Source organism: Streptomyces sp. CS113, from assembly GCF_002188365.1.
GTDB classification, from domain to species: Bacteria; Actinomycetota; Actinomycetes; order Streptomycetales; family Streptomycetaceae; genus Streptomyces; species Streptomyces tendae.
In genome coordinates this window covers 8,037,060-8,062,348 of the sequence record NZ_KZ195574.1, presented here as the reverse complement: position 1 = coordinate 8,062,348, position 25,289 = coordinate 8,037,060, and the positions used below count along the sequence as shown (strand labels likewise).

Annotated in this window: 25 protein-coding genes; 16 read left to right on the top strand and 9 right to left on the bottom strand. The window is 73.7% G+C overall.

The features are described from left to right. Positions 1-20: 20 nt before the first annotated feature. Both B9W62_RS36410 and B9W62_RS36405 read left to right on the top strand, forming a co-directional pair. A complete protein-coding gene (locus B9W62_RS36410; RefSeq protein WP_087811160.1) occupies positions 21-767 on the top strand; it encodes an MBL fold metallo-hydrolase in 747 nt (248 codons plus the stop codon). 9 nt (positions 768-776) lie between these two features. Further along, positions 777-2,009 (top strand): DUF4032 domain-containing protein, encoded by a 1,233-nt coding sequence (locus B9W62_RS36405; protein WP_087811159.1) that lies wholly within the window; start codon positions 777-779, stop codon positions 2,007-2,009. A gap of 16 nt (positions 2,010-2,025) precedes the next feature. On the opposite strand, the gene B9W62_RS36400 is transcribed toward B9W62_RS36405, so the two are convergent. Beyond that, positions 2,026-2,898 (bottom strand): universal stress protein, encoded by an 873-nt coding sequence (locus B9W62_RS36400; protein ID WP_087811158.1) that lies wholly within the window; start codon positions 2,896-2,898, stop codon positions 2,026-2,028. 212 nt (positions 2,899-3,110) lie between these two features. Here B9W62_RS36400 and B9W62_RS36395 point away from each other — a divergent pair, with 212 nt between their 5' ends. The 10 genes from B9W62_RS36395 to B9W62_RS36350 all read left to right on the top strand — a co-directional run bounded on the left by B9W62_RS36395 (position 3,111) and on the right by B9W62_RS36350 (position 16,160). Continuing rightward, positions 3,111-4,787, top strand: coding sequence for an NAD(P)/FAD-dependent oxidoreductase (locus B9W62_RS36395; protein ID WP_087811157.1), 1,677 nt, complete (start codon positions 3,111-3,113; stop codon positions 4,785-4,787). Positions 4,788-4,798: 11 nt separating this feature from the next. Continuing rightward, positions 4,799-6,286 (top strand): ATP-binding protein, encoded by a 1,488-nt coding sequence (locus B9W62_RS36390; protein ID WP_256976708.1) that lies wholly within the window; start codon positions 4,799-4,801, stop codon positions 6,284-6,286. After that, a complete protein-coding gene (locus B9W62_RS36385; protein WP_087811155.1) occupies positions 6,283-6,636 on the top strand; it encodes a UBP-type zinc finger domain-containing protein in 354 nt (117 codons plus the stop codon). The genes B9W62_RS36390 and B9W62_RS36385 overlap by 4 nt, the downstream gene beginning before the upstream one ends. Positions 6,637-6,691: 55 nt before the next feature. Beyond that, positions 6,692-9,661 (top strand): helix-turn-helix transcriptional regulator, encoded by a 2,970-nt coding sequence (locus B9W62_RS41030; RefSeq protein WP_087811154.1) that lies wholly within the window; start codon positions 6,692-6,694, stop codon positions 9,659-9,661. 85 nt (positions 9,662-9,746) lie between these two features. Next, positions 9,747-11,051: a CAP domain-containing protein gene (locus tag B9W62_RS36375; protein ID WP_087811153.1), complete on the top strand. Its 1,305-nt coding sequence runs from the start codon at positions 9,747-9,749 to the stop codon at positions 11,049-11,051. 11 nt (positions 11,052-11,062) lie between these two features. Beyond that, a complete protein-coding gene (locus B9W62_RS36370) occupies positions 11,063-11,740 on the top strand; it encodes an AIM24 family protein (RefSeq protein ID WP_087811152.1) in 678 nt (225 codons plus the stop codon). A gap of 109 nt (positions 11,741-11,849) precedes the next feature. After that, positions 11,850-12,809, top strand: coding sequence for a threonine/serine dehydratase family protein (locus B9W62_RS36365; RefSeq protein WP_087811151.1), 960 nt, complete (start codon positions 11,850-11,852; stop codon positions 12,807-12,809). Between the two features lie 175 nt (positions 12,810-12,984). After that, positions 12,985-14,592: a protein kinase domain-containing protein gene (locus B9W62_RS36360; RefSeq protein WP_087811150.1), complete on the top strand. Its 1,608-nt coding sequence runs from the start codon at positions 12,985-12,987 to the stop codon at positions 14,590-14,592. 68 nt (positions 14,593-14,660) lie between these two features. After that, positions 14,661-15,638 carry an LLM class F420-dependent oxidoreductase gene (locus tag B9W62_RS36355; protein ID WP_087811149.1) on the top strand — a complete coding sequence of 326 codons (978 nt, stop codon included), beginning with the start codon at positions 14,661-14,663 and terminating at the stop codon, positions 15,636-15,638. A 93-nt stretch (positions 15,639-15,731) separates the two neighbouring features. Further along, positions 15,732-16,160 carry an SsgA family sporulation/cell division regulator gene (locus tag B9W62_RS36350; protein WP_087811148.1) on the top strand — a complete coding sequence of 143 codons (429 nt, stop codon included), beginning with the start codon at positions 15,732-15,734 and terminating at the stop codon, positions 16,158-16,160. 13 nt (positions 16,161-16,173) lie between these two features. On the opposite strand, the gene B9W62_RS36345 is transcribed toward B9W62_RS36350, so the two are convergent. Continuing rightward, complete coding sequence (locus B9W62_RS36345; protein ID WP_087811147.1) at positions 16,174-16,683, bottom strand: DUF6328 family protein; 510 nt, start codon at positions 16,681-16,683, stop codon at positions 16,174-16,176. Between the two features lie 157 nt (positions 16,684-16,840). Between B9W62_RS36345 and B9W62_RS36340 the strand changes: the two genes are divergently transcribed. Next, positions 16,841-17,191 carry a hypothetical protein gene (locus tag B9W62_RS36340; protein WP_087811146.1) on the top strand — a complete coding sequence of 117 codons (351 nt, stop codon included), beginning with the start codon at positions 16,841-16,843 and terminating at the stop codon, positions 17,189-17,191. 27 nt (positions 17,192-17,218) lie between these two features. Here the strand turns inward: B9W62_RS36340 and B9W62_RS36335 are convergent, their stop codons facing one another. The 5 genes from B9W62_RS36335 to B9W62_RS36315 form a co-directional block, all read right to left on the bottom strand. Next, complete coding sequence (locus B9W62_RS36335; RefSeq protein ID WP_087811145.1) at positions 17,219-18,202, bottom strand: aldo/keto reductase; 984 nt, start codon at positions 18,200-18,202, stop codon at positions 17,219-17,221. A 12-nt stretch (positions 18,203-18,214) separates the two neighbouring features. Then, on the bottom strand, positions 18,215-19,474 hold the full coding sequence (locus B9W62_RS36330) for an FAD-dependent monooxygenase (RefSeq protein WP_179235845.1): 1,260 nt from the start codon (positions 19,472-19,474) through the stop codon (positions 18,215-18,217). A 115-nt stretch (positions 19,475-19,589) separates the two neighbouring features. Continuing rightward, positions 19,590-20,291 (bottom strand): ribonuclease H family protein, encoded by a 702-nt coding sequence (locus tag B9W62_RS36325; protein ID WP_087811143.1) that lies wholly within the window; start codon positions 20,289-20,291, stop codon positions 19,590-19,592. A 31-nt stretch (positions 20,292-20,322) separates the two neighbouring features. Continuing rightward, on the bottom strand, positions 20,323-21,120 hold the full coding sequence (locus B9W62_RS36320; RefSeq protein ID WP_087811142.1) for a VOC family protein: 798 nt from the start codon (positions 21,118-21,120) through the stop codon (positions 20,323-20,325). A 34-nt stretch (positions 21,121-21,154) separates the two neighbouring features. Continuing rightward, positions 21,155-21,637 (bottom strand): VOC family protein, encoded by a 483-nt coding sequence (locus B9W62_RS36315; protein ID WP_087812268.1) that lies wholly within the window; start codon positions 21,635-21,637, stop codon positions 21,155-21,157. 200 nt (positions 21,638-21,837) lie between these two features. Between B9W62_RS36315 and B9W62_RS36310 the strand changes: the two genes are divergently transcribed. Further along, positions 21,838-22,491 (top strand): ATP-dependent Clp protease proteolytic subunit, encoded by a 654-nt coding sequence (locus tag B9W62_RS36310; protein ID WP_087811141.1) that lies wholly within the window; start codon positions 21,838-21,840, stop codon positions 22,489-22,491. Position 22,492: 1 nt separating this feature from the next. Then, positions 22,493-23,095, top strand: a complete 603-nt coding sequence (locus tag B9W62_RS36305; protein ID WP_087811140.1) for a ClpP family protease — start codon at positions 22,493-22,495, stop codon at positions 23,093-23,095. Positions 23,096-23,146: 51 nt separating this feature from the next. On the opposite strand, the gene B9W62_RS36300 is transcribed toward B9W62_RS36305, so the two are convergent. Then, on the bottom strand, positions 23,147-23,587 hold the full coding sequence (locus tag B9W62_RS36300; protein ID WP_087811139.1) for a helix-turn-helix domain-containing protein: 441 nt from the start codon (positions 23,585-23,587) through the stop codon (positions 23,147-23,149). A gap of 229 nt (positions 23,588-23,816) precedes the next feature. Between B9W62_RS36300 and B9W62_RS36295 the strand changes: the two genes are divergently transcribed. Continuing rightward, a complete protein-coding gene (locus B9W62_RS36295) occupies positions 23,817-24,692 on the top strand; it encodes an RNA polymerase sigma factor SigF (protein WP_087811138.1) in 876 nt (291 codons plus the stop codon). A gap of 40 nt (positions 24,693-24,732) precedes the next feature. Here the strand turns inward: B9W62_RS36295 and B9W62_RS36290 are convergent, their stop codons facing one another. Continuing rightward, positions 24,733-25,188, bottom strand: coding sequence for an ATP-binding protein (locus B9W62_RS36290; RefSeq protein WP_087811137.1), 456 nt, complete (start codon positions 25,186-25,188; stop codon positions 24,733-24,735). Positions 25,189-25,289 lie beyond the last annotated feature (101 nt).

The window sequence follows — 25,289 nt, the reverse complement described above, 5'->3', positions numbered from 1 at the left end:
GACCTGGAGCGCGGGAGACCATGAGCGCGGACGTACGACAAGTGGCCGACGGCACCTACCTGGTGCACGGCGGCCACACCAACTGGGTCATCCTCACCGACGGCGACGGGGCGACACTCGTCGACACCGGATACCCCGGCGACCGCCGGGCGCTGCTGGACTCCCTGGCCGCCGTCGGGAGTTCGCCCGAGGCGGTGGCGGCCGTGCTGATCACCCACGCCCACAACGACCACCTGGGCTCGGCCGAGTACCTGCGCGCCACCCACGGCACTCCGGTCCTGCTGCACGAGTCCGAGGTGCCGCACGCCCGCCGCGACGTCCTGCAGCAGGTGTCGGTCGGCACGGTGCTGCGCAACGCCTGGCGGCCCGGCGTGCTGCCGTGGATGGTGCACGTGCTGCGCACCGGCGGCACCGAGCAGCATCCGGTGACCGCGCCCGCGCCCTTCCCGGCGGACGGCGCCCTCGACCTGCCCGGCCGGCCCGTTCCGGTGCACACCCCCGGGCACACCGACGGCCACTGCGTCTACCACCTGCCCGACGCCGGAGTGGTGATCTCCGGCGACGCGCTGGTGAGCGGGCACGCCCTCGCCCGGACCGAGGGACCGCAGCTGCTGCCCGACCTGTTCCACCACGACCGGGCTGGCGCGGTCGCCTCGCTCGACGTCATCGCCGGTCTGGAGGGCGACCTGCTGCTCCCGGGACACGGTCCCGTCCACCGCGGGCCGGTGAAGGACGCCGCGCAACGGGCGCGGGAACGGGCGTTCTAGAGTCGGGGCATGGCCTTGCAGATCAGCGCCACCAATCCGGAGCACCCCGCGCTCCTGCTCGAACTGCCCTGGCAGCTGCCGCTGGAGCAGTGGCCCGAGGAGTACCTCGTGCCCCTGCCGCGCGGCATCTCCCGGCACGTGGTCCGCTACGCGCGCGCCGGGGACGAGGTGATCGCCGTCAAGGAGCTGGCCGAGCGGCCCGCGCTGCGCGAGTACCAGCTGCTGCGCGACCTGGACCGGCTCGCCATCCCGGCGGTGGACGCGCTGGCGGTGGTCACCGGCCGCTCCGACGCCGCCGGCGAGGCGCTGGAACCGGTGCTGGTCACCCGGCACCTGGGCGGCTCGCAGCCGTACCGGTCGATGTTCGAGACGACGCTGCGCCCGGCGACCATGCACCGGCTGATGGACGCCCTCGCGGTGCTGCTGGTCCGGCTGCACCTGGCCGGGTTCGCGTGGGGCGACTGCTCGCTGTCCAACACGCTCTTCCGCCGCGACGCGGGCGCCTACGCCGCCTACCTGGTCGACGCCGAGACCGGGGAGCTGCACCCGCGGCTCAGCGACGGCCAGCGCGACTACGACCTCGACCTCGCCCGGGTGAACATCAGCGGGGAACTGCTCGACCTGGAGGCCTCGGGGGCGCTGCACCCCTCCGTCGACCCGGTCGAGTTCGGCACCGAGATCTGCGCCCGCTACCGGAGCCTGTGGCAGGAGCTGACCCGCACCTCCGTCTATCCGGCGGGCAAGTACCACTACATCGAGCGCCGCATCCGGCGGCTGAACGACCTCGGTTTCGACGTGGCCGAGATGCAGATCGAGCACGCCTCCAACGGTGACACCGTCACCTTCGTGCCCAAGGTCGTCGACGCCGGTCACCACCAGCGCCAGCTGCTGCGCCTGACCGGCCTGGACGCCGAGGAGAACCAGGCCAGGCGGCTGCTGAACGACCTGGAGAGCTGGATGGCCACCCAGGACGACTACGCCCCGGGCGACCCCCTCGGCGCCCGACCGGAGGTCCTCGCCCACCGCTGGGTGCGCGAGGTCTTCCGGCCCACCGTGCGCGCCGTGCCGGTGGAGCTGCGCGGCGCGATGGACCCGGCGGAGATCTACCACGAGCTGCTGGAGCACCGCTGGTACCTGTCCGAGCGGGCCCAGCACGACATCGGCCTGGACACGGCCGTCGAGGACTACCTCGTCACCATCCTGCCCAGGGCCCGGGAGACCCTCCAGCCCACGGAGGACTGAGCGGCGCGGCCGGGTCTCAGGTGTGCGGGACCACCGCCACCGGGCACTCCGCGTGGTGCAGCACGCCGTGCGCCACCGAGCCGATCCGGGCGCCGACGGCCGTCCGCCGGGCCCGGCGGCCGACCACCATCAGCTGGGCGTTCGCGGACACCGACAGCAGCACCTGGCCCGCGCTGCCCATCTCCACGTGCTCCACCACCGGGACGTCGGGGAAGCGCTCGCGCCACGGGGCGAGCGCCTCGCCGAGCGCCTTGCGCTCGTACTGCTCCAGGCCCCCGGCCTCGTCGGCGAGCGCCATCGAGCCGGGGCTGTAGGTGAAGACGGTCGGCAGGGTCCAGGCCCGAACGGCGCGCACGGTGGCACCCCGGGCGGCGGCCGCCTCGAAGGCGAACCCGATGACGTCGGCGCTGTCCTCCGGCTCGCCCTGCTGGCCCACGACCACCTCGCGGCCCCCGGCCTCGGCGGCGGCCTCGTCTCCGGCCCGCACCAGGACGACCGGCCGGGTCGCCTCGGCGATCACCTGCTGACCGACCGAGCCGAGCAGGAAGCCGACGACCGCCCCGTGCCCGCGCGAGCCGAGGACCAGCGTCTCGGCGCCGGCCGCGGCGCCGAGCAGGGCCGATACGGCGTCCCCCTCGCGGACGTCGGTGGTCACCGTGAGGCCGGGGTGCCGTTCGGTGACCGTCCCGACCGCCTGGGAGAGCGCATCGCGCGCCCAGCCCTCCTGCGTGTCCCGGTCCACCGAGCCGGCCACGCCCTGCCCCTGGAACCGCCAGGCGTGCACGACGTGCAGCGGGGCGCGGCGGCGGACCGCCTCCCTCGCCGCCCAGGCCAGTGCGGCCAGGCTCTCCTCCGAACCGTCCGAGCCTGCCGTGATCGGGCGCGTCATGCGGGTCCCTCCCTGGGGTCGCGGGAACGTCGTTCTCGTAGGCCAGTCTTCCCCAAGCCGTCCGCACGGCCGCGCGGGGGGAGCGTACGGGCGCCGGGCGCCCCGCCCCCGCCGCCCGAGCGAGGTCCCGCGATCGAACATACGATGGGCGCAGGCCGGTGCGGTGACGGGGACGCCGTGCCGTGAATCCGGCCGCTCGACGTGGGGGACGTATGGCACAGGCCGACGGGGAGACACGGACCGTCATCATGACCGTGGACGACGATCCGGGGGTCTCCCGCGCCGTCGCCCGCGACCTGCGGCGGCGCTACGGCGCGACGTACCGGATCGTGCGCGCGGAGTCCGGCGAGTCGGCGCTCGGCGCACTGCGGGAACTGAAGCTGCGCGGCGACCTGGTGGCCGTGATCCTGGCCGACTACCGGATGCCGCAGATGAACGGGATCGAGTTCCTCGAACAGGCCCTCGACGTGTACCCGGGCGCCCGGCGGGTGCTGCTGACGGCCTACGCGGACACCAACGCGGCGATCGACGCGATCAACGTCGTCGACCTGGACCACTACCTGCTCAAGCCCTGGGACCCGCCCGAGGAGAAGCTCTATCCGGTCCTGGACGACCTGCTCCAGGCCTGGCGCACCGGCGACCACCGTCCGGTGCCCAGCACCAAGGTCGTCGGGCACCGCTGGTCGGCGCGGTCCTCGGAGGTCCGGGAGTTCCTGGCCCGCAACCAGGTGCCCTACCGCTGGTACTCCGCCGACGAGCCGGAGGGGCGGCGGCTGCTGTCGGCGGCCGGGCAGGACGGGCAGCGGCTGCCGGTGGTGGTCACGCCGGACGGGACCCCGCTGGTGGAGCCGGAGGCGCCCGAGCTGGCGGCCCGGGTGGGTCTGGCGACCACGCCGACGGCCGACTTCTACGATCTGGTGGTGATCGGCGGCGGCCCGGCGGGGCTCGGCGCGGCCGTGTACGGGGCCTCGGAGGGGCTGCGCACGGTGCTGGTGGAGCGGTCGGCGACCGGGGGCCAGGCCGGGCAGAGCTCGCGCATCGAGAACTACCTGGGCTTCCCCGACGGGGTCTCCGGCGGCCAGCTCACCGAGCGGGCCCGGCGGCAGGCGGCGAAGTTCGGCGCCGAGATCCTCACCGCACGCGAGGTGACCGGCCTGGAGGCGAACGGCGCGGCGCGCGTCGTCCGGTTCTCGGACGGCTCGGCGATCGCCGCGCACAGCGTCATCCTGGCGACCGGCGTGTCCTACCGGCAGCTGACCGCGCCGGGCACCGAGGACCTGGCCGGCTGCGGGGTGTTCTACGGCTCGGCGCTGACCGAGGCGGCCTCCTGCCAGGGCCACGACGTGTACATCGTCGGCGGCGCCAACTCGGCCGGGCAGGCCGCGATGTACCTGGCCCGGGGTGCCAAGTCCGTGACGCTCCTGGTGCGCGGCGAGTCCCTGGCGGCGTCGATGTCGTACTACCTGGTCCAGCAGATCGAGGAGACGCCCAACATCCGGGTGCGCTGCGGCACCGTCGTCGAGAGCGCGCACGGCGACGGCCACCTGGAGCGGCTCACCCTGCGCGACGCGGTCGGCGGCGCCACCGAACTCGTCGACGCGCAGTGGCTGTTCGTGTTCATCGGCGCGGCCCCGCTGACCGACTGGCTGGACGGCACCGTGCTGCGCGACGAGCGGGGCTTCATCCTCGCCGGGCCGGATCTGACCCCCGACGGGCGGCCGCCGGCCGACTGGGAGCTGGACCGGCCGCCGTACCACCTGGAGACCAGCGTCCCGGGCGTGTTCGTGGCGGGCGACGCCCGCGCGGAGTCCGCCAAGCGGGTCGCGTCCGCCGTCGGAGAGGGAGCCATGGCCGTGATGCTCGTCCACCGGTACCTGGAGCAGTCGTGAGCGGGCGGCCGATGCCATGCAGCCCCGAGGAGATCGGGAAGCTGTTCCTGTTCGAGAAGCTGACGCCCGAGCAGCTGGGCCGGCTGTGCGCCGAGGGCCGGGTGGAGCTGTTCGACCCGGGCCCGGTGTACGCCGAGGGCGAGGACGCCACCTGCTTCTACGTGATGCTGGAGGGGACGGTCGTACTGACCCGCCGGGTCGGCGGGGACGACGTGGAGACCAACCGCACCTCGCAGCCCGGGGTGTACGCGGGCGCGATGCAGGCGTACGTCGGCGACCGGGTGCCGCAGGTCTACAACAACTCGATGCGGGTCACCGAGCCGACGCGGTTCTTCGTGCTCCCGGCGGACACCTTCGCGGCGGTCATGCGGGAGTGGTTCCCGATGGCCGTGCACCTGCTGGAGGGGCTGTTCTTCGGGTCCAAGAACACCCAGCGCGCCATCGGCCAGCGCGAGCGGCTGCTGGCGCTGGGCTCGCTGTCCGCGGGTCTCACCCACGAGCTGAACAACCCGGCGGCGGCCGCGGTCCGGGCCACCTCGTCGCTGCGGGAGCGGGTGGCGAAGATGCGGCACAAGCTCGCGGTGATCGCCGAGGGCCCGTTCTCCCGCGACGCGCTCGCGGGGCTCATCGACATCCAGGAGCGCACGGCGGAGCGGGTGGCCAAGGCGCCCTCGCTCAGCCCGCTGGAGGCGGCCGACCGGGAGGACGTCCTCGGCGACTGGCTTCAGGACCACGGGATCGAGCAGGGCTGGCAGCTGGCGCCGACCTTCGTGCAGGCGGGGCTCGACACCGAGTGGCTGGAGCAGGTCGCGGCGGCCGTGGACGCGGAGATCCTGCCGGGAGCGGTCGGCTGGCTCAACTACACGGTCGAGACCGAGCTGCTGATGAACGAGATCGCGGACTCCACCGCCCGCGTCTCCCACCTGGTGGACGCGGCCAAGCAGTACGCGCAGCTGGACCGGGCGCCGCACCGGACGGTCGACGTCCACGAACTCCTCGACAGCACCCTGCTGATGCTCTCCGGGAAGATCGGTCCGCGGATCGAGGTCGTCAAGGAGTACGACCGTACGGTGCCCCGGGTCCCGGCGTACCCGGCGGAGCTGAACCAGGTGTGGACCAACCTGATCGACAACGCGGTCGCCGCGGTGAACGCGGCGGGCGGCGAGGGGACACTCACCGTGCGGACGGCGCTCCACCACGACCGGCTGCTGGTGGAGTTCCGGGACACCGGCACCGGGATCGCCCCGGAGATCCGGGAGCGCATCTTCGACCCGTTCTTCACCACCAAGCCGGTGGGCGAGGGCACCGGGCTCGGACTGGACATCTCCTGGCGGATCGTGGTCAACAAGCACCACGGCAGCCTTCAGGTCGAGTCCGTGCCGGGGGACACCCGTTTCCAGGTGCTCCTGCCGCTCACCGCCACGGAAGCCGATCCGGCCGATGCGGCCGATGCGGGCGAACCGACCGATCCAGCCGAACCTACCGAGGAGCCGGTATGACCAGCGACACCGGAATCGACCCCACCGTCCCGCCGAGCGGCACCGGCTGCGCCGAGTGCGACGCGGCCGGCGGCTGGTGGTTCCACCTGCGGCGCTGCGCGAGCTGCGGCCACGTCGGCTGCTGCGACAGCTCGCCGGGGCAGCACGCGACCGGCCACTACCGCTCCACCGGGCATCCGGTGGTGCAGAGCTTCGAGCCGGGCGAGGAGTGGTACTGGGACTACGCGACCAACGAGGTGCGCGAGTCGGGCCCGGATCTCGCCCCGCCCGGCAGCCACCCGGCCGACCAGCCGTCCCCGGGCCCGGCGGGCCGGGTCCCGGCCGACTGGGCGAGCACACTCCACCGCTGACCCGGGCCGCCGGCCCGGGAAACGGGGAGGCCCGCCGTCGGACCCGCGTGTCAGGATGGGCGGCGTGCCGCAGACCTCACTCACCAGCCCGCTCGTCGGCCGCGAGGACGAACTCGCGCGTCTCACCGGCGTGCTGGACCGCGCCCGCGCCGGTGAGGCCCGCGCGGTCCTGGTGGCCGGGGACGCCGGGGTCGGCAAGACCCGGACCCTGGACGAGGTCGCCGGGCGGGCCGCGGCGGCCGGGACGACGGTGCTCACCGGTCACTGCGTGGACCTGGGCGACGTGGGTCTGCCGTATCTGCCGTTCACCGAGATCCTGGGTCTGCTCGCCGCCGACGAGCGGTTCGCCGCCGTACTCGCCGGGCATCCGGTGGCGGACCGGCTGCTCGGCGGCGGCCCGGACGACGGAACCGACGCCGCGCCCTCCCGGCTGCGGCTCTTCGAGGGCGTGGCCGCCCTCCTGACCGACCTGGCGGACGTCGCACCGCTGCTGCTGGTCCTGGAGGACCTGCACTGGGCCGACCAGTCCTCCCGGGACCTGTTGAGGTTCCTGCTCGGGCGGGGGGTCTTGCAGCGCCCGGCGGGCGGGGCCCCGGGCCACCGGCTCGCGCTGTTCGCCTCGTACCGGGCGGACGACCTGCACCGCCGCCATCCGCTGCGCCCGCTGCTGGCCGAGCTGGTGCGCCTGCCCGGCGTGGAGCGGCTGGAGCTGCGCCCGCTGCCGGACGCCGACGTGGCCCGGCTGGTGCGCTCGCTGCGGGATCGGCGGCTGCCCGACAGCACCGTGCGCCGGATCGTGGAGCGGGCCGAGGGCAACGCCTTCTACGCCGAGGAACTGGTCGCCGCCACGGACGCGCCGGCCGGGGGCGTCCCCAGCGGGCTGGCCGACGTCCTGCTCATCCGGTTCGAGCAGCTGTCCGAGACCGCCCAGCAGGTGCTGCGCACCGCCGCCGTGGCGGGCCGCCGGGTGGGACACGTCCTGCTGCGGGACGCCGTCGGGCTGCCCGAGGAGGAGCTGGAGTCGGCGCTGCGCGAGGCGGTGGAGCGGCAGGTGCTGGTCTCCGGCGACGGGGACACCTACTCCTTCCGGCACGCCCTCGCCCGGGAAGCCGTCTACGCGGACCTGCTGCCCGGTGAACGGGCCCGGCTGCACGGCGCCTTCGCCCGGCTGCTCGCCGGTCCCGACCGCCGGCCGGACCACGCGGCAGAGCGCGCGCACCACTACCGCGAGAGCCACGACCTGCCCGAGGCGCTCGCCGCGTCCCTGGAGGCCGCCGACCACGCCCAGCGCATCGGCGCGCCCGCCGAGGAGCTGCGGCACGTCGAGGCGGCGCTGGACCTGTGGACGGCGGTCGACGCCGCCGCGCGGCCCGCCGGACCCGACGCGGTGACGCTCACCCTGCGTGCCTCCGCGGCCGCCGTGCACGCCGGTGAACTGCACCGCGCGGTCTCCCTCACCCGCTCCGCGCTGGCCGGCCTCGGCCAGGACGCGGACCTGGAGCTGGCCGCGCGCGTCCGCTACACCCTGGCCGGCAATCTGCTCAGCGTCGACAACCTGGAGTCCGCGTACGCCTACAGCAGCGAGGCACTCGGCCTGATCCCCGCCGAGCCGCCCTCCTCGACGTGGGTGTGGGCGGCGGCCACGCACGTGACGGCGGCCCGCCAGGTCGGTGAGAACGCGACGGCGCTGCGGGTGGCCCGCCGGGCGCTGGAGGTCGCCGGGGAGCTGGAGGTCATCGACGCCCGCGCCGACCTGCTGATCTCCCTGACCAGCCTGGAGGGCCACAACCGCGCCACCCCCGAGGGCCGGGAGCGGCTCCTGGAGGCACGCGAGCTGGCGCGGCGGGCGGGCAACGCCCCCGTGGAGCTGCGCGCGCTGTTCAACCTCGCCATCGGCTGCTTCGAGTCCGGCGACCTGGAGGAGTGCCTGCCCTGGGCGTCGGAGGGACTGGACCGGGCCCGCCGCTCCGGGCTGCTGTCCTCGCCGTACCCGCGGGAGATGCGGTATCTGCGGCTGCTCGTGCGGTACACGCTGGGCCACTGGGACGAGGTGCTGCGCGAGTCCGCCGAGGACGCCGGGGAGCGGTCGGCCGTGGACGGTCACGCCCTCGGGCCGGGGCTGTACGTGGCGCTGGCGCGCGGTGACCGGGGGGCGGCCGACCGGGCCCGCGCCCTGCTGAGCGGGCCGTTCGACTGGATGGCGCGGATGGTCGCGGCGGTCGTGCTGACCGACGCGGCGGCGCTGCGCGGGGACGCGGAGGACGCCGTGCGGTGGATGCGGTCCAGTGTCGAGACGCTCACCGAGGCGGGCACGCGGCCCACCGTGACCCTCCGCCTGGCCACCCTCGCGCTGTCCGCCGTCGCCGACACCGTGACCGAGCTGCGCCGGGCCGGGGACGACGCCGGGGTGGCCCGCTGGTCGGACACGGCGGCCGAACTGCTGGCCGACGCCCGCTGGTCCGCCGGGCACGGCTACGACGACATGCCGCAGGGCCCGGAGGGCCAGGCGTGGCTGGCGCGCGCGGAGGCCGAGTGGTCCCGGGTGGCCGGCGCCGCGCCGGACCCGGCCGCCTGGGAGAAGGCGGTGGCCGCCTTCACGTACGGCGACGCCTACGAACGCGCGCGGTGCAGGCTGCGGCTGGCCGAGGCGCTGCTGGCCGCCGACCGCCGCGAGGAGGCGGCCGCCGAGGCGGACACCGTGCGCCGGGAGGCCGACCGGCTCGGCGCGACGGTGCTGCGCGAGCGGCTCGACGACCTGGCCCGCCGCGGCCGGCTCACGGGCGGCCCGGCGGCGGCCGGGGCGGGCACCGCGGCCCTGACCGCCCGCGAGCAGGACGTCCTGCGGCTGCTCGCCCTGGGTCACAGCAACCGCCGGATCGGCGAGGAGCTGTTCATCAGCGCCAAGACGGCGAGCGTCCACGTGTCCAACATCCTCGCCAAACTGAACGCGGCCAGCCGCACGGAGGCGGTCGCGGTCGCCCACCGGCAGGGCCTGGTCGCCCCGGAGCCGACGTCGCCGCACTGAGGCGGCCTCCGGGAACCCCCGCCGCCCGGCGGACGTTGACCCGGCACCGGCATCCGGAGCGCGCACCACGACACAGGGCGGCACGATGAGCGACTTGGTCCCCGGGGGCAACGTCCCTCTGCCGGGCGGCCCCGTGAGCGTACGGGTGCCCGGCGGCTTCGACGTGTCGGCACTCGTCACGGACGACGGCGGCAAGGTCGGCGGCGACGAGGACTTCGTCTTCTACAACCAGCCGGAGGCACCCGGAGCGCGGCTGCGGGACGACACGCTCACCGTCGATCCGGCGCGGCTGCGGCCGGGCGCCACCCGGGTGACGGTGGCGGTCAGTCCGTCGGACCCCGGCACCGTGCTGAGCGCGCTCCCCTCCCCCACGGTCCGGGTCGCCGACGCCCGCGGCCGGGCCGTCGCCCGGTTCACCCCCGCGCGTCCCGGCCAGGAGACGGTGCTGCTGCTCCTCGAGTTCTACCGGCGGGGCGCGGGCTGGAAGGTGCGCGCCCTGGGACAGGGCTATGCGGACGGACTGGCCGGACTCGCCCGGGACTTCGGCGTGGAGGTGAGCGACGACGCGCCGCCCCGGCCCGCCGCGGCGCCGGAACCGGCCGGGCCCGGGGGCCCGTCCGACGCGTTGCTCGACCTGGTCAACTCCGCCCGTGCCACGACCGGTTCGCCCTCCGTACGGACCGACCCCCGGCTGCTCTCCGCGGCCCGCGCCCACGCCGCCGCCATGGCCGCCGCGGGCACGCTGAGCGTCGAGACGCGGGACGGCGTCTCGGTCCACCAGCGCGTCGTCTCCGCCGGATTCGCCTATCTCACCGTCGGCGAGCACCTGGTCTCGGGCCCGCGCACGCCCGCCGAGTTCGTCGCGTACTGCCTCGGCACCGAGCGCACCCGGCGCACGCTGCACGACGCCCGCTTCACGCACGCCGGGTGGGCGCACGTCACCGGCGGGCCGTCGGGTGACACCTACTGGACGGCGCTGTGGGCCGTGCCGCTCACCCCGGACGGCCTGGCCCGCACGACGGCGGAGGTCGTCGGCCTCACCAACCGGGAGCGGGCCGGGGCGGGACTGCCCGCCCTGGCCGTCGACGCCCGGCTGACCACCGCGGCGCAGGCGCACAGCGCGGACATGGTGGCCCGCGACTTCTACTCCCACACCGACCCGGACGGCGGCAAGCCCTGGGACCGCGCCGCCGCCGCGGGCGCCGCCGGGCGCACGGTCGGCGAGAACATCGCCTGCGGCCAGCGCTCCCCCGCCGACGTCGTGGAGGGCTGGATGAACAGCCCGGGGCACCGGGCCAACATCCTCAAGTCCGACTTCACCCGCATCGGCGTCGGCCTGGCCGGCGGCGGCCGGGCGGGCACCTACTGGACGCAACTCTTCGGCGGCTGAAGGATGAGGGCATGAAGGGTGACCTCTTTTCCAGCGAGCACATGGTGCAGCCCGCCACGGCGCCGGGCATGACCGTCGAGAACTCCAAGTGCGTCCGGTACACGGTGAACGGCGAGATGCTCGCCCGGCAGGGCGCGATGATCGCCTACCGGGGCAGTCTCCAGTTCGAGCGCAAGGGCCAGGGCGTGGGCGGCATGCTCAAGCGCGCGGTCACCGGGGAGGGGCTGCCGCTGATGGCGGTGCGCGGACAGGGCGAGGCCTGGTTCGCGAACGAGGCCCAGAACTGCTTCATCGTCGAGGTGGAGCCGGGTGACGAGTTCACCGTCAACGGCCGCAACGTCTTGTGCTTCGACGCGTCGTTGTCCTACCGCATCGCCACCGTCAAGGGCTCGGGCATCGCCGGTGGCGGACTGTTCAACAGCGTCTTCACCGGGCACGGCAGGCTGGGCCTGGTGTGCGAGGGCAATCAGCTGGTCATCCCGGTCTCGCAGCAGTACCCGGTCTACGTCGACACGGACGCGATCGTCGGCTGGTCCGCGGGACTCTCGACCTCCCTGCACCGGTCGCAGTCGATCGGCTCGATGCTGCGCGGGGGTTCGGGCGAGGCCGTCCAGCTGCTGCTCCAGGGCGAGGGCTTCGTCGTCGTACGGCCGAGTGAGGCGACGCCGCAGAAGACGCAGCAGCACTGAGCCCTCCTTCCTTCGCCCCGGCCCCCGGGGTCCGTGTTGACCTTGGGGGCGTCGCGCGAAAGGGTGCGAAGGGGCGCGGATCACCGCCCGCGCCGGAAGGAAGACTGCCTTGATCGGGATCACGGAGATCGAAGCCGCGGCCGAGCGGATCGCCGGACATGTCCTACGCACCCCGACCGTGCCCAGCCCGGGGCTGTCCGCGCTGCTCGGCGTCCCGGTCACCGCCAAGCTGGAGCTGCTCCAGCGCACCGGCTCCTTCAAGGCGCGCGGTGCCACGGCGAAGCTCCTGTCGCTGACCGGGGCCGAGCGGGCCGCCGGTGTCGTCGCGGTCAGCGGCGGCAACCACGGCATCGCGGTGGCGGTGATGGCGGCCGCCCTCGACGTGAAGGCCACGGTGGTCATGCCGCGCACGGCACCGGCCCGTTCCGTGGAGATCGCCGAGGAGGCGGGCGCGGTGGTGCGCCTCACCGACGGCATGGACAGCGCCTTCGCGCTCGTCGCCCGGCTCCGGGAGGAGGGGCTGACCCTGGTCCATCCCTTCGACGACCCCGTGGTGATCGCCGGTCAGGGCACCGTGGGACTGGAGTTCGCCGAGGACGCCGCCGGCCTCACCGACGTGCTGGTGAGCATCGGGGGCGGCGGGCTGATCGCGGGCGTGGCGGCGGCGCTGCGGGCGCTGCGGCCCGGGGTGCGGATCTGGGGCGTGGAGACCGAGGGCGCCGAGGCCATGTCCCGGGCGCTCGCGGCGGGCGGGCCGCTCGCGGTGCCGCTGTCCTCGGTCGTCACCACGCTCAGCGCGCCGGCCGTCTCCCAGGTGACGTACGACCATGTGTCGGAGCTGGTCACCGAGGTGCTCGTGGTGTCGGACCGGGAGGCGGTGGAGGGCTCGCTCGCGCTCGCCGAGCACGCCAAGGTGTGGACCGAGCCGGCCGCCGGCTGTCTGCTCCCGGCGGCCCGGCGGGTGGTGGAGCGGGTCGGCGGCGACGCCCGGATCGGGCTCGTGGTGTGCGGGGGCAATGCCACGGTGGCCGACATGGCGGTGTGGGCGGACCGCTTCGGACTGCGCTGACACCGGGCAGGGCCGGGGCCGTGCGAGTGCCGCGGCCGGGTGCCGCACCCGGGTGCCGCGCCTGCCGTTCTTGAAGAAGGGTCAGAAACCGGGCCGAGGGGCGCGTTCGCTGAACGCGCCCCCGTCCCCGCGACGTACCTCTGGTCGAGCAGTGAGCCGGCGGTGCGAACGAGGGATGGCCATGGGCAGGGCGCACGTCTCCACACACGAGCTGGTCGCCGGACGCTACCGCCTGTTCGAGGTCGTCCAGCGCGAGGCGAACCGGGTCTGCTGGTCCGGGGAGGACGCCACGACGGGCCGCCCGTGCCTGGTCACGCAGATCGCGCTGCCGGAGGAACCCGCCGGTGAGGCCGCCTGCCGGGCCCCGGGCCGGGTGATCCGCACCGGCGAGACCATGGCGTCGCTGTGCCCCGGGCGGATCGCCGTGGTACTCGACGCGGTGGTGCTGGACGGCATGCTGTGGACGGTGACCGAATGGGTCGCCGGTGTTCCCCTCGGTGACCTCCTCGACCGCCGGGGCGCCTTCAACTACGCCAGGGCCGCGCGCGTCGGACTGGAGTTGCTCGCCGTGCTGGACGCGGCGCACACCCACGGCGTGACGCACGGCGAGCTGAGCCCGGGGCAGGTGTTCGTGCGCGAGGAGGGCTCCGTCGTCGTCACCGGCTTCGGGCTGGCCGGCGCCACCCTCGCCCCGCGGCTGACGGCACCGCAGTACGCCTCTCCCGAGCAGGCCCGGGACGAGCGGATCGGACCCGCGGCCGACCTGTGGACGCTGGGCGCGATCCTCTACACGATGGTCGAGGGCCGGCCGCCGTTCCGTGACCGGGGCCGGCCCGAGGCCACGCTGAAGGGGGTGGACCGGCTGCCGCTGCGCACGCCGGTGCGCGCCGGTCCGCTCGCCCGGGCCGTGCAAGGGCTGCTGCGCAAGGACTCCCGGGAGCGGCTGACCCACCCCGTGGTGCGCGCGGCCCTCACCCGGGCCCTGGCGGAGGAACCCGGCACCACCGCCGAGGTGACCACCCGGCCCGGACTGCGCGGCGTGTACGCCGCCGCCCGGCGGGCGGGCCGCGACCGGTCGCGGCGGACCGTGGTCGCCGGGACCGCGCTGGCCCTCGCGACGGTCACGGTCGCCGTGCTCGCGGTCCTCGCCGCCACCGACGAGCGCCCCGGCACCGGTGACGGCGCCGCCACGGGCGCCCGGCCGCGCCCCTCGACGCCGTCCGCCCCACCCACCGGATCCGGCTTGCCCGCCTCGCCCTCCTCCCCGTCCGGCGGGCCGGCCGCGAGCGCCTCGCCCTCCCGGCCGGGTGTCCCCGCTCCGGCGGGCTTTCGCCGCTACGACGCGCCGGAGGGCTTCTCCGTCGCCCTGCCCGGCGGCTGGCGGCGGCTGGACACCGCACGCGTGCCGGGCGGCGCGTACCGGGTGGTGTTCGGCGCGTCCGGCGATCCGCGCACCCTCGCCGTCACCTACAGCAGGAAGGCGGGCGCGGACCCGGTGGCCGTCTGGCGCGACGACGTGGAGCCGCAGCTGGCACGCTCGGACGGCTACCGGCGGATCGGCGAGATCCGCGCGACCACCTACCGCGGGCGTGCGGCGGCCGACATGGAGTGGCTGGCACGGGACGACGGCTCCCGGGTCCGCACCTTCGGCCGCGGGTTCCTGCTCGGCGGCGGGCGCAGCTTCTCGCTGCGCTGGACGACTCCGGCCGGCGACTGGGACGACACCGCGAACGAGCGGGCGCTCGCCGCCTTCCTCGGCACCTTCCGGGAAGACGTGGCCTGACCCCTTCCGCCCCGTCTTCCTCTGCTTTCCCCCTGTTTTCCCTCGGGCCGGGCGGGGACTCGGGCGCCATGGCGCACATCGGATACACGATGATGACCGAGCAGGCCGGCCCGCGGGAACTCGTCGGCCATCTGGTGCGGGCCGAGGAGGTGGGGTTCGACTTCTCGGTGACCTCGGACCACTACTTCCCCTGGCTGCGCGCGCAGGGCCACGCGCCCTACGCCTGGAGCGTGCTGGGCGCCGCGGCGCAGGCAACCTCCCGGATCCCGCTGATGACGTACGTGACGTGTCCGACGTTCCGGTACCACCCGGCGGTGGTGGCGCAGAAGGCGGCGACGCTTCAGCTGCTGTCCGAGGGCCGGTTCCGGCTGGGTCTCGGCTCGGGCGAGAACCTCAACGAGCACGTGGTGGGCGGCGGCTGGCCGTCCGTCGACGTACGGCACGAGATGCTCAAGGAGGCCGTGGAGATCATCCGGGCGCTGTTCGCGGGCGGCCACGTCAACCACCGCGGCACGCACTTCGACGTGGAGTCGGCCCGGCTCTGGGACCTGCCGGAGACGGCACCGCCCATCGGTGTCGCCGTCTCCGGGGAGCGCTCCTGCGAGCTGGCGGGCGAGTTCGCCGACCTGGTGATCGCCACCGAGCCGAAGGCGGGTCTGCTGGAGTCCTTCGACCGGCACGGCGGATCGGGCAAGCCGCGCGTGGGGCAGCTTCCCGTCTCCTACGACCCGGACCGGGACACCGCGATCAAGCGGGCCCACGCGCAGTTCCGCTGGTTCGGCAGCGGCTGGAAGGTCAACTCCGAGCTGCCGCACCCGGACTCCTTCGAGGCGGCCACCCAGTTCGTGACGCCCGACGACGTCGCCGAGTCCATCCCCTGCGGCGACGACCCGGACGCTTTCGTGGCGGCCGTACGTCCGTACGTCGAGGCCGGGTTCACCGAGATCGCCCTGGTGCAGATCGGCGGCGAGTCGCAACCCGCCTTCCTGGACTGGTCGGAGAAGACCCTGCTGCCCGCGCTGCGCGAGGAGTTCGGCCGCGACTGAAACCCGGGGCCGGGCGAATCACCCGGACGACTGAGCATCTCGCCGCTGTGCGGGGTACTAGAGGGCTCTACGTCCGTCCTCCTGGAGGCTCCCGTGAACACCGCCGTGCACAAGACCCTGGTCGTGCAGCTCCAGGCGGGCGACACCGCCGACCGGTTCCCGGTGCTCGCCCACCTCGCGTACGACGCGGCGGACCCGTTCGCCCTCACGGTGCTCTTCAGCCACGACGGCCGGGTACTCGCCCGCTGGACGCTGGACCGGGAGATGGTCGCCGAGGGGCTCACCCGTCCGGTGGGCGTGGGCGACGTACGGCTGCGGCCGGAGTCCCGGGGCATGTGGGACGAGCTGCGCATCGAACTGCTGGGCGACGACCGGGCCGACGGGGACCGGCACCGTGCCGTGGTGTTCGTGTGGGCCGCGGCCGTCGAGGCCTTCCTGCACGAGACGCACACGGTGGTCCGGCCGGGGCGGGAACGCGTCTGCGTCGACGACTTCCTCGCCGAGCTGACGGCGGAGGGCTGATAGCCGCCGGGTTTCAGCGGGCCGTGTGGCGGTGCCGGGTCCAGAGCGGAATGCCAAACCAGCACAGCAGGTACCAGAGCACCACACCGGTGACGATGTAGGGCACCCAGCCGTCGTGGGTCGCGACGCGCAGGATGAGCAGCAGCGAGCAGGCCGTGGTGGCGAGCAGCAGCACCAGGCCGAGCACGGTCAGCCGGGACGCCCACCGCACCGCCTGGGGCTTGACCCGCCGTCCGGAGACGAGGCGGTGCAGGGACACCGGGCCGATCAGGGCGCCGGTCGTCACGGCACCGAGGACCACCGTGATCAGGTAGATCGTCTGATCGGTGTCCGAGAGGCTCTCGTACTTCGGCTGGAAGACGACCGTCAGCAGGAAGCCGAACAGGATCTGCACGCCCATCTGCGCGACGCGGACCTCCTGGATCAGCTCCGTCCACATCCGGTCCGCCCGCTCCTCCTCGGTCTCGTTGCGGCCCCTGCGCCGGACCTGCCCCTCAGCCGCTCCCGAGTCCGAGTCCGTCACGTCTACCTCCCGTTGCCCGTCGGCTGCGTCCCCTTCCCCTCTTCCCGGGATCCCGGTACTCAGGCGCGGGTCCGGGCGGGCGACGCCCGGTTTGGGTGATCGGGAGGCGGTTACACGGGCCGGGACCGACCGAGGCGCGGCAAAGGAAGTGCGAAGGATGTCCGACACTCAGCTCACCGTGACGCTCGACGGCGGCGGCATCGACGACGCGCGGGCGATCGTCCGCGCCCTGGAGGGCGTCTTCGGGACGTCCGACGGCCCGCCCGCCGACGAGGGTGCGACGGTGCGCACCGCGACCTTCGACTCCCCGGACACTCCGCAGGCCGCCGCGGCGCCCTCGGGGGCAGCGGGCGACACGCTCTCCGCGCCGGTGACGGTGACCGTGCAGGGCACGCCGCAGGCCGTGGAGGCGGCGAGCGAGACGCTGTCCCGCGCCTTCAACGCGCGCGACGACGGGGCGGCCTCGGGCGACCAGGAGCGGGAACGGCAGTTGCTCCTGGTGCCGTGAGGCCGGGACCCGTCGCCCGCGAAACGCCTACCAGCGGCCCTCGACCTGGTCCTTGACGCGGCGGTCGTAGAGGTCGCGGATCGCGGCGAGGGTGTCGTCGGACAGCTCCGGCAGCCGGGCGGCGTCGGTGTTGGCGCGGGCCTGCTCGGGCGAACGGGCGCCCGGGATCACGGTTGTCACGCCGGGCTGCTGGACGATCCAGCGCAGCGCCAGCTGGGCCGGGGTGTACCCCTCGGGGGCGAGCGCGGCGAACTCGGCGGCGGCCTCCACCCCGGTGGCGTAGTCGACGCCGGAGAAGGTCTCGCCCTGGTCGAAGGCTTCGCCGTGCCGGTTGAAGTTCCGGTGGTCGTTGGCCGCGAAGACGGTGTCCTTGGTGTACTTGCCGGTCAGCAGGCCGGACGCCAGCGGCACCCGGGCGATGATGCCGACGCCGGCCTCCCGGGCCGCGGGCAGGACCTCGCGCAGGGGCTTCATCCGGAACGGGTTGAGGATGATCTGGACGCTCGCCACGTTCGGCCGGGCGATCGCGGTCAGCGCCTCGGCACAGGTCTCCACGCTGACGCCGTACGCGGCGACGCGCTCCTCCTCGACCAGGGTGTCCAGGGCGTCGAACACCTCGTCGCTGGAGTAGACGGCCGTCGGCGGGCAGTGCAGTTGCACCAGGTCCAGGCGGTCGACGCCGAGGTTGCGGCGGGAGCGGTCGTTCCACTCCCGGAAGTTGTCCAGGACGTAGTTCTGCGGGATCTGGTCGACCCGGCGACCCATCTTGGTGGCGACCAGTACGTGCAGGTCGGGCCTGCTCGCGAGGAACGTCGCGATGGTCTGCTCGCTGCGGCCGTCGCCGTAGACGTCCGCCGTGTCGAAGAAGGTCACCCCCGACTCGGCCGCCGCCTCCAGTACCGCGAGGGCCTCCTTGTCGTCGACGTCTCCCCAGTCGGCGCCCAGTTGCCAGGTGCCGAGGCCGACGACCGACGCGTGCTGATCCGACCTGCCGAAAGTGCGCTCGTCCATGGCGTCAGTGTGTCATCCGCGGTGCGCGGGCACCGCGCCGGGACGCCGGGAGGGGTCCGGCCCGTCGCCGGTGGCGAGCCTGCGTGCCTGGGCCGTGCGCGCGATCACGGGCCCCAGCCGGCGCTTGACCCTGCGCAGCGTCTCCAGCCGGCCGGCCGCCCGGTCGATCCGGTAGTACAGGCGGGGCGGGAGGTACGGCAGCAGCGGCGAGTGGCGCTGGCCGAGCAGGGCGAACATCTGCTCCGGCGGCAGGTGGATGTAGCGCGGCAGGTTCTCGTACCACTGGGCGCTGAGCCGGGCCGCGCTCTGCACCGGCAGCAGGGCCGCCCGGCGTTCGCGTTCGTAGTGGGCGAGGGCCTGCGGGAGGGTGGCCCGCTCGTGCAGTGCCGCCGACAGCGCCATGGCGTCCTCCAGGGCGAGCGTGGTGCCGGCGCCGATAGAGTAGTGCGTGGTGTGGGCGGCGTCGCCGAGCAGCACGAGGTTGCCCCGGGACCAGGTGCGGTTGGTGAGGGTGCGGAAGGTGCGCCACGGGGTCCCGGCCCGTCCCGAGGACCGCGCGGTGAGGGGGTGTCCGGCCAGCAGGTCGGCGAAGAGCTTCTCCAGCAGGACCAGTGCCTCGGCCTCGTCGGCCCGGTCCAGGCCGAGTCCGGTCCAGGTCGCGGGCGCGCACTCGACGACGCAGGTGCTGCCCTCGGGGCCGAAGCCGTAGCCGTACGCCCAGATCCAGCCGTGGCCGGTCTCGACGAAGGCGAAGGTGAAGGCGTCGAAGACCTTGGTGGTGCCGAGCCACACGTAGGGGTTGCGGCCGCCGGTGATCTCGGTGCCGAAGTGTTCGGCGTGCTGGGCACGCAGGGCACTGCCCGCTCCGTCGGCCGCCACCACCAGATCGGCGGCGGGCGGGTTCGCGCCGGTGACCGGGTGTTCGTGCTCCAGGCGGACGCCCAGCTCGCGGGCGCGGGCGGCGAGGATCGCGAGGAGCCGGTGGCGGCCGATGCCGAAGCCCTCGTCACCCTGGTGGCGGGTGGACCGGTCGCCGACGTGGGCGACGCCGTCCCGCCAGCGCACGGAGTGCTGTTCGACGGTGCGCGCGGAGGCGGGGTCGTGCTCCTGGAGCCGGTCGAGCAGTCCGCGCCAGTAGGTGACGCCCCAGCCGTAGGTGGAGCCCTCCGGGTCGCGTTCGTGGACGGTGACGTCGTGGTTCGGGTCCCGCAGCTTCAGCAGGATCGACAGATACAGTCCGGCGGGCCCACCGCCGACGCAGGCGACCTTCACACACACCCCTGGTATGCACTCATAACGGTCATTCGGGACCGCAGAGTAACAAGGGAGGGGGCGCGGGCCGGTGCCGCGCGGCCGTGGGCGAGTGCGGTGTGTCGGGCGCCGCGGTCTATCCGGCGGTCGCCGTGCGGCACTCCGGGTGGCCCCAGCCCCGGTCGTTCTTGGCGATGGACTCCCCCGCCGCGTACGAGCGGCCGCACAGGCAGCGCCCGGCGAACTTGGCCTTGATGGTGCGCGCCGAGGAGCCGCCGCCCTTGCGGGCCGCACCCGACGCCCGGCGCGGCGACTTGCGGGTCGCCGGGGCGTCCGGTGCGGGCGGCGGCTCCGGCGAGCCGAGAGCGCTGCCCGCCGCTTCCTGCACGACGGCCGCCTGGCTGGCGGCGCGGTCGGCGAAGTCGTTGAGCCGGTCGCCGTCGACCTGGTGGGCGGGGACGTAACGGAACTCGACCGAGCGGCCGTCGAGCAGCTCGTCGATGCGCACGACCAGCTCCTGGTTGGCCACCGGCTTGCCGGCGGCGGTCTTCCAGCCGTTGCGCTTCCAGCCGGGCAGCCAGGTGGTGACGGCCTTCATGGCGTACTGCGAGTCCATGCGGACCTCGAGCGGTACGCCGGGGTCGGTCGACGCCAGCAGGCGCTCCAGCGCCGTGAGTTCGGCGACGTTGTTGGTGTTCCTGCCGAGCGGGCCGGCCTCCCAGCGGACCGGGTTCTCCGACGCGTCGGCCACCACCCAGGCCCAGCCGGCCGGACCCGGGTTTCCCTTCGAAGCCCCGTCGCACGCGGCCACCACACGTTCACGCATGCGCCCGATCATGCCATGGCCCGGCGGGGTGTCCGGACAGGGTCTAGGTGACGTCCGCGACCTTGGGCACCTCCCCCTCGGTGGTCGTGATGTCGATCACCGAGAAGTCCGCGCCCTGCGGGTCGCTCAGCGCCGCGAACCGGCCGAACGGGGTCGTCATCGGGCCGAATCGCAGGTTGCCGCCGAGCCCGGTGGCGCGGGCCACGGCGTCGTCGCAGTCGCCGACGGTGAAGTAGACGTCGATGTGGGGCGGGGTCTCGGGCGGGGCGTCGTCCGTCATGGCCATGCGGCCCAGGACGGGGTCGCCGCCGAGGTCGAAGAGGCGGAAGTCCACCTGGTCGTCCTGCATCTGCCGGGCCCGGTAGGAGAAGACCGCCGGGAAGAAGGCGTCCGACTTCGCGGGCTCGCGGGTGACGACCTCCGCCCAGCAGTACGCGCCGGGCACGGCCGTCGCCTCGAAGCCCTCGTGCCGGTCGCCCTGCCAGACGCCGAAGACCACTCCACTCGGGTCGCGGGCCAGACACATGGTGCCGAAGTCGCCGACCTTCATCGGTTCGAGGAGCAGTTCCCCGCCGGCCTCACGGATCCGGCCGGCGGTCGCCGCCGTGTCCGGGGAGGCGAAGTAGAGGCACCACTGCGACCGGTCCTCGTGACCGGGCGGGGGCGGGACCACGGCGGCCACCGCCCTGCCGTCCGCGTAGCACTGGGTGTAGTCGCCGAACTCCGTCGACGACTCGCCGAAGGTCCAGCCGAGCACGTCGCCGTAGAAGCTCTTGGCTCCCTCGACGTCGGTGAACATCGCGTCGGCCCAGCAAGGGGCCCCTTCGGGTTGCACGGCCATGACTGCCGCCTCCTGCGTGTACGTGGGTGTGGGGTCACTGCCCGGCGTAGGCCCGCTCCAGCGCGTCGATGTCGAGCTTGCCCATCGACATCATGGCCTTGTTGGCGCGCGCCACCTTGGCGGGATCGGGGTCGCGGAACATCTCCTCGAGCCGGCGCGGGACGACCTGCCAGGACACGCCGAACCGGTCCTTGAGCCAGCCGCAGGGCCCGCCCTCGCCGCCGCCCTCGGTGAGCCTGGTCCAGTAGTGGTCGACCTCGTCCTGGTCCTCGCAGGTGATCTGGAAGGAGATCGCCTCGTTGAACCTGAACTGCGGCCCGCCGTTGAGGCCCACGAACTTCTGGCCGTTGGCGGTGAACTCGACGGTGAGCACCGAGCCGGCGGGCTGCGGTGCTCCCTCGGGGTAGCGGGTGACGGCGCCGACGCCGGAATTCTTGAAGACGGAGACGTAGAAGTGCGCGGCGTCCTCGGCGTCGCCGTCGAACCACAGGCAGGTGGTGAATCCGTCGGTGCTCATGAGTACCTCCAGGGAGCGGAACACGGTCACCACTGTCGACCGGCGCGGACCGCGGAACTCATCGCTCTGCCGGTGGCGAATCTGCCGCGGGCAGAGAAACCCCCGGCGGGGGCCGTTGCGGACCGAGAGTGGGGGGACCGCGGCGCCATCGGCCGCGGCCCGACCCTCTCCCACCGACCACGACTCGACAAGGAGCGCCGATGTCTCCACTCACCACCGGACCGGCCCCGGCCCGCACGCCCAGGGCCGAGGAGGGCGACACCCCCGCGACCCGGTTCGACGACCGGCTCGCCGAGCAGTTGCTCGACCAGCGGATCGTGCTGCTGGGCACCCAGGTCGACGAGGTCTCCGCGAACCGGGTCTGCGCTCAGCTGCTGATCCTGTCCGCGCAGGACCCGCGCACCGACATCAGCCTGTACATCAACAGCCCCGGCGGTTCGGTGCACGCGGGGCTCGCCATCTACGACACGATGCGGCTGATCCCCAACGATGTCTCGACACTCGCCATGGGGTTCGCCGCCAGCATGGGGCAGTTCCTGCTGAGCGTCGGCACGGCGGGCAAGCGCTACGCCCTGCCGAACGCGCGGATCATGATGCACCAGCCGTCGGCGGGCATCGGCGGCACCACCGCGGACATCGAGATCCAGGCGGACAACCTGGAGTTCACCAAGCGGACCATCGAGCGGATCACCGCCGAGCACACCGGTCAGAGCCCGGAGGTCGTCTCCCGGGACGGCGACCGCGACCGCTGGTTCACGGCCGAGGAGGCCAGGGAGTACGGAATGGTGGACCAGGTCGTGCAATCCCTCGCGGACGTGCGCCCGGCCGCCGCCAAGCGACGGATGGGGCTGTGACATGGGGAGCTACACGATTCCGAACGTCGTCGAACGGACCCCGCAGGGCGAGCGGTCCTACGACGTGTTCAGCCGGCTGCTGTCGGAGCGGATCATCTTCCTGGGCACCGAAATCGACGACGGCGTCGCCAACGTCGTGATCGCGCAGCTGCTGCATCTGGAGTCGTCGGCCCCGGAGAGCGAGATCGCGATCTACATCAACTCCCCCGGCGGCTCGTTCACGTCGCTGATGGCGATCTACGACACGATGACCTTCGTGCAGGCGCCGATCTCGACGTTCTGTGTCGGGCAGGCGGCATCCACGGCGGCCGTGCTGCTGGCGGGCGGGGACCCCGGGCGGCGGTTCGTGCTGGAGCACGCGCGGGTGCTGCTCGGGCAGCCGGCCAGCGGCGGCCGGCAGGGAACCGTCTCCGACCTCGCGCTCCAGGCCAAGGAGATGGTGCGGATCCGCTCCCAGGTGGAGGAGGTACTGGCCCGCCACACCCACCACGACGTGGCGACGCTGCGCGCCGACATGGACCGCGACAAGGTGTTCAGCGCGCGGGAGGCGGTGGCGTACGGGCTGGCCGACGAGGTGCTCGCCCAGCGCCTGGCACGGGTGTGAGGGGTCGGGCCGGCGTCCCGCACCGTGCGGGGCGCCGGCCCGTGCGGGTCCTCAGGCGGCCAGGCACATCCCGTCGAACCGCGTGCCGGGCGTGCCGCGGCCCGCACCCGCGCCGGTGTGCCGGGAGGTGAGGCGGACCAGCTCGCCCTGCGCGCGGGCCAGCAGGTCGCCCAGGCCCAACCCGAGGGCGCCCGCGGCGGCGGCCAGCACCTCCGAGGACGCCTCCTTGCGGCCGCGCTCCACCTCCGAGAGGTAGGGCATGGAGATCCGGGCGGCCTCGGCGACCTCCTTCAGGGTGCGCTCCTGCTCGAGGCGCTCCCGGCGCAGGACGTCGCCGACCAGGTCGCGCCACAGGGGCTCCCGCACGGTGGGCGGCCTTCGCTCCGGGGAGACCGGCGAGGCGGCGGGGCGCGCCGCGGGGCTCGCCGCGGGGCGCTCGGCCCGTGGGCGCAGCGGAAGGACGCGGGCTTCGTTCGGCACGTGGCTGGTCACCTCCTCAGCCTAGGGTTCCGGTCGCGTCGCGGAAGGGGGCGGCGTTCCGCCCTCAGGAGAATCCCGGTGCCCCTGGTACTCCCGGGGCCCCCGGAGCGTCCCCGGATGCCGGAATCCGTCCGCGGGACTACGCTGAGCAGAAACGGGGGCATGAGCCGTCGCGACCCGGGTACCCGCAAGCGCGAAAAGCCTAGGGAGACGTCGAACCGTGACTTTCGTGGGAGAGGCAATGGAGACCGCCGTGGTCCGGCCGGAAACGCAGGACGCCGTGGACACCCGCACGGACGCCGTGGACACCCGCACCGTGGACCCGCGCACCGTGGCTCCGCGCGACGCACGGCAGTTGTCCCGCCAGTTCTTCCGGCGCCTGACGGAACTCGAAGAGGGCACGCACGAGTACCAGTACGCGCGCAACACGCTGATCGAGATGAACATGTCGCTCGTGCGGTTCGCGGCGGGCCGCTTCCGCGGTCGCGGGGACGACATGGAGGACATCGTCCAGACCGGCATGATCGGCCTGATCAAGGCCATCGACCGGTTCGAGCTGTCGCGCGAGGTCGAGTTCACGTCGTTCGCGCTGCCGTACATCGTCGGCGAGATCAAGCGCTTCTTCCGGGACACCACCTGGGCGGTGCACGTGCCGCGGCGGCTCCAGGAGCTGCGCGTGGAGCTGGCCCGGGCCCGCGAGGAGCTCTCCTCCCGCCTGGACCGCGAGCCGACCGTCGCCGAACTCGCCACGCTGATGAACATCGGCGAGCGCGAGGTGATCGAGGGCCAGATCGCGTCCAACGGCTACAACTCCTCCTCGCTGGACGCCGCCCTGACCGGCGAAGGAGCCGAGAACGGCGAGTCGGTCCTGGCCGACTTCATCGGGGTCGAGGAGGACGAGCTGCGGCTCGTCGAGGACTTCCACTCCCTGGCGCCGCTGATGGCCGAGCTGAGCGAGCGCGACCGGCAGATCATTCACCTGCGGTTCGTGGAGGAGGCCACCCAGGCGGAGATCGGCGAACGGCTCGGCTGCTCCCAGATGCACGTGTCCCGGCTGATCAAGCGGATCATCACCCGGCTGCGCGAGGGCATGCTGGGCGAACTCGGCTGCGCCTGAACCCGGCCCGCGACGAAGACGGTGACGACGGTGGTGTCCTTCACTCCTCGGTGAGGGGCACCACGGCGCGTACGCGTTTGCCGACCGGGACGCGCTCGACGACGACCGTGTCGACCAGGGCGTGCACGATCTCCAGACCGTGCCGGCCGACCCGCTCGGGATCCCGGGGGAAGCGCTCCGGCACCGCGCCGCTGCTGTCGTACACGGTCACCGTGACCGCACTGCCCGTGCCCTCGAGCTCCAGGATGTACGGCCCCCTGCTGTGCCGGTCGGCGTTGGTGACCAGCTCGCTCACCACCAGGAGCACCGCGCCGTCGGCTCGGGCGCCGATCGTGGCGCACCACTCGGTCCTCAGCTGTTCGAGGAAGAGCGAGGCGAAGGAACGCGCCTGCGCTATGCATCCCGGCTCGCCGGAGTAGTGCGCCGCCCGCCGCAGCGGTTCAACGGGTACGTCGAAACCAGTCGGTATCACTGCCCCGTCCAGGTACTCGGTCATGCGTGTCTCTCTCGGAAGCCGGGCTGGCCGGACTCTGTTGCACCTGTCCTCGTACCCCGAGCCGCGCATCGCAGTCCCCGTCTCTTCGCAGTGCGGGCATC

Excerpts from the sequence above, each read along its gene's own strand:
- B9W62_RS36410 (WP_087811160.1), top strand. The coding sequence starts at position 21 with ATGAGCGCGGACGTACGACAAGTGGCCGACGGCACCTACCTGGTGCAC.
- B9W62_RS36405 (WP_087811159.1), top strand. The coding sequence starts at position 777 with ATGGCCTTGCAGATCAGCGCCACCAATCCGGAGCACCCCGCGCTCCTG.
- B9W62_RS36400 (WP_087811158.1), bottom strand. The coding sequence starts at position 2,898 with ATGACGCGCCCGATCACGGCAGGCTCGGACGGTTCGGAGGAGAGCCTG.
- B9W62_RS36395 (WP_087811157.1), top strand. The coding sequence starts at position 3,111 with ATGGCACAGGCCGACGGGGAGACACGGACCGTCATCATGACCGTGGAC.
- B9W62_RS36390 (WP_256976708.1), top strand. The coding sequence starts at position 4,799 with ATGCCATGCAGCCCCGAGGAGATCGGGAAGCTGTTCCTGTTCGAGAAG.
- B9W62_RS36385 (WP_087811155.1), top strand. The coding sequence starts at position 6,283 with ATGACCAGCGACACCGGAATCGACCCCACCGTCCCGCCGAGCGGCACC.
- B9W62_RS41030 (WP_087811154.1), top strand. The coding sequence starts at position 6,692 with ATGGGCGGCGTGCCGCAGACCTCACTCACCAGCCCGCTCGTCGGCCGC.
- B9W62_RS36375 (WP_087811153.1), top strand. The coding sequence starts at position 9,747 with ATGAGCGACTTGGTCCCCGGGGGCAACGTCCCTCTGCCGGGCGGCCCC.
- B9W62_RS36370 (WP_087811152.1), top strand. The coding sequence starts at position 11,063 with ATGAAGGGTGACCTCTTTTCCAGCGAGCACATGGTGCAGCCCGCCACG.
- B9W62_RS36360 (WP_087811150.1), top strand. The coding sequence starts at position 12,985 with ATGGCCATGGGCAGGGCGCACGTCTCCACACACGAGCTGGTCGCCGGA.
- B9W62_RS36355 (WP_087811149.1), top strand. The coding sequence starts at position 14,661 with ATGGCGCACATCGGATACACGATGATGACCGAGCAGGCCGGCCCGCGG.
- B9W62_RS36340 (WP_087811146.1), top strand. The coding sequence starts at position 16,841 with ATGTCCGACACTCAGCTCACCGTGACGCTCGACGGCGGCGGCATCGAC.
- B9W62_RS36335 (WP_087811145.1), bottom strand. The coding sequence starts at position 18,202 with ATGGACGAGCGCACTTTCGGCAGGTCGGATCAGCACGCGTCGGTCGTC.
- B9W62_RS36325 (WP_087811143.1), bottom strand. The coding sequence starts at position 20,291 with ATGATCGGGCGCATGCGTGAACGTGTGGTGGCCGCGTGCGACGGGGCT.
- B9W62_RS36320 (WP_087811142.1), bottom strand. The coding sequence starts at position 21,120 with ATGGCCGTGCAACCCGAAGGGGCCCCTTGCTGGGCCGACGCGATGTTC.
- B9W62_RS36315 (WP_087812268.1), bottom strand. The coding sequence starts at position 21,637 with ATGAGCACCGACGGATTCACCACCTGCCTGTGGTTCGACGGCGACGCC.
- B9W62_RS36310 (WP_087811141.1), top strand. The coding sequence starts at position 21,838 with ATGTCTCCACTCACCACCGGACCGGCCCCGGCCCGCACGCCCAGGGCC.
- B9W62_RS36305 (WP_087811140.1), top strand. The coding sequence starts at position 22,493 with ATGGGGAGCTACACGATTCCGAACGTCGTCGAACGGACCCCGCAGGGC.
- B9W62_RS36295 (WP_087811138.1), top strand. The coding sequence starts at position 23,817 with ATGGAGACCGCCGTGGTCCGGCCGGAAACGCAGGACGCCGTGGACACC.
- B9W62_RS36290 (WP_087811137.1), bottom strand. The coding sequence starts at position 25,188 with ATGACCGAGTACCTGGACGGGGCAGTGATACCGACTGGTTTCGACGTA.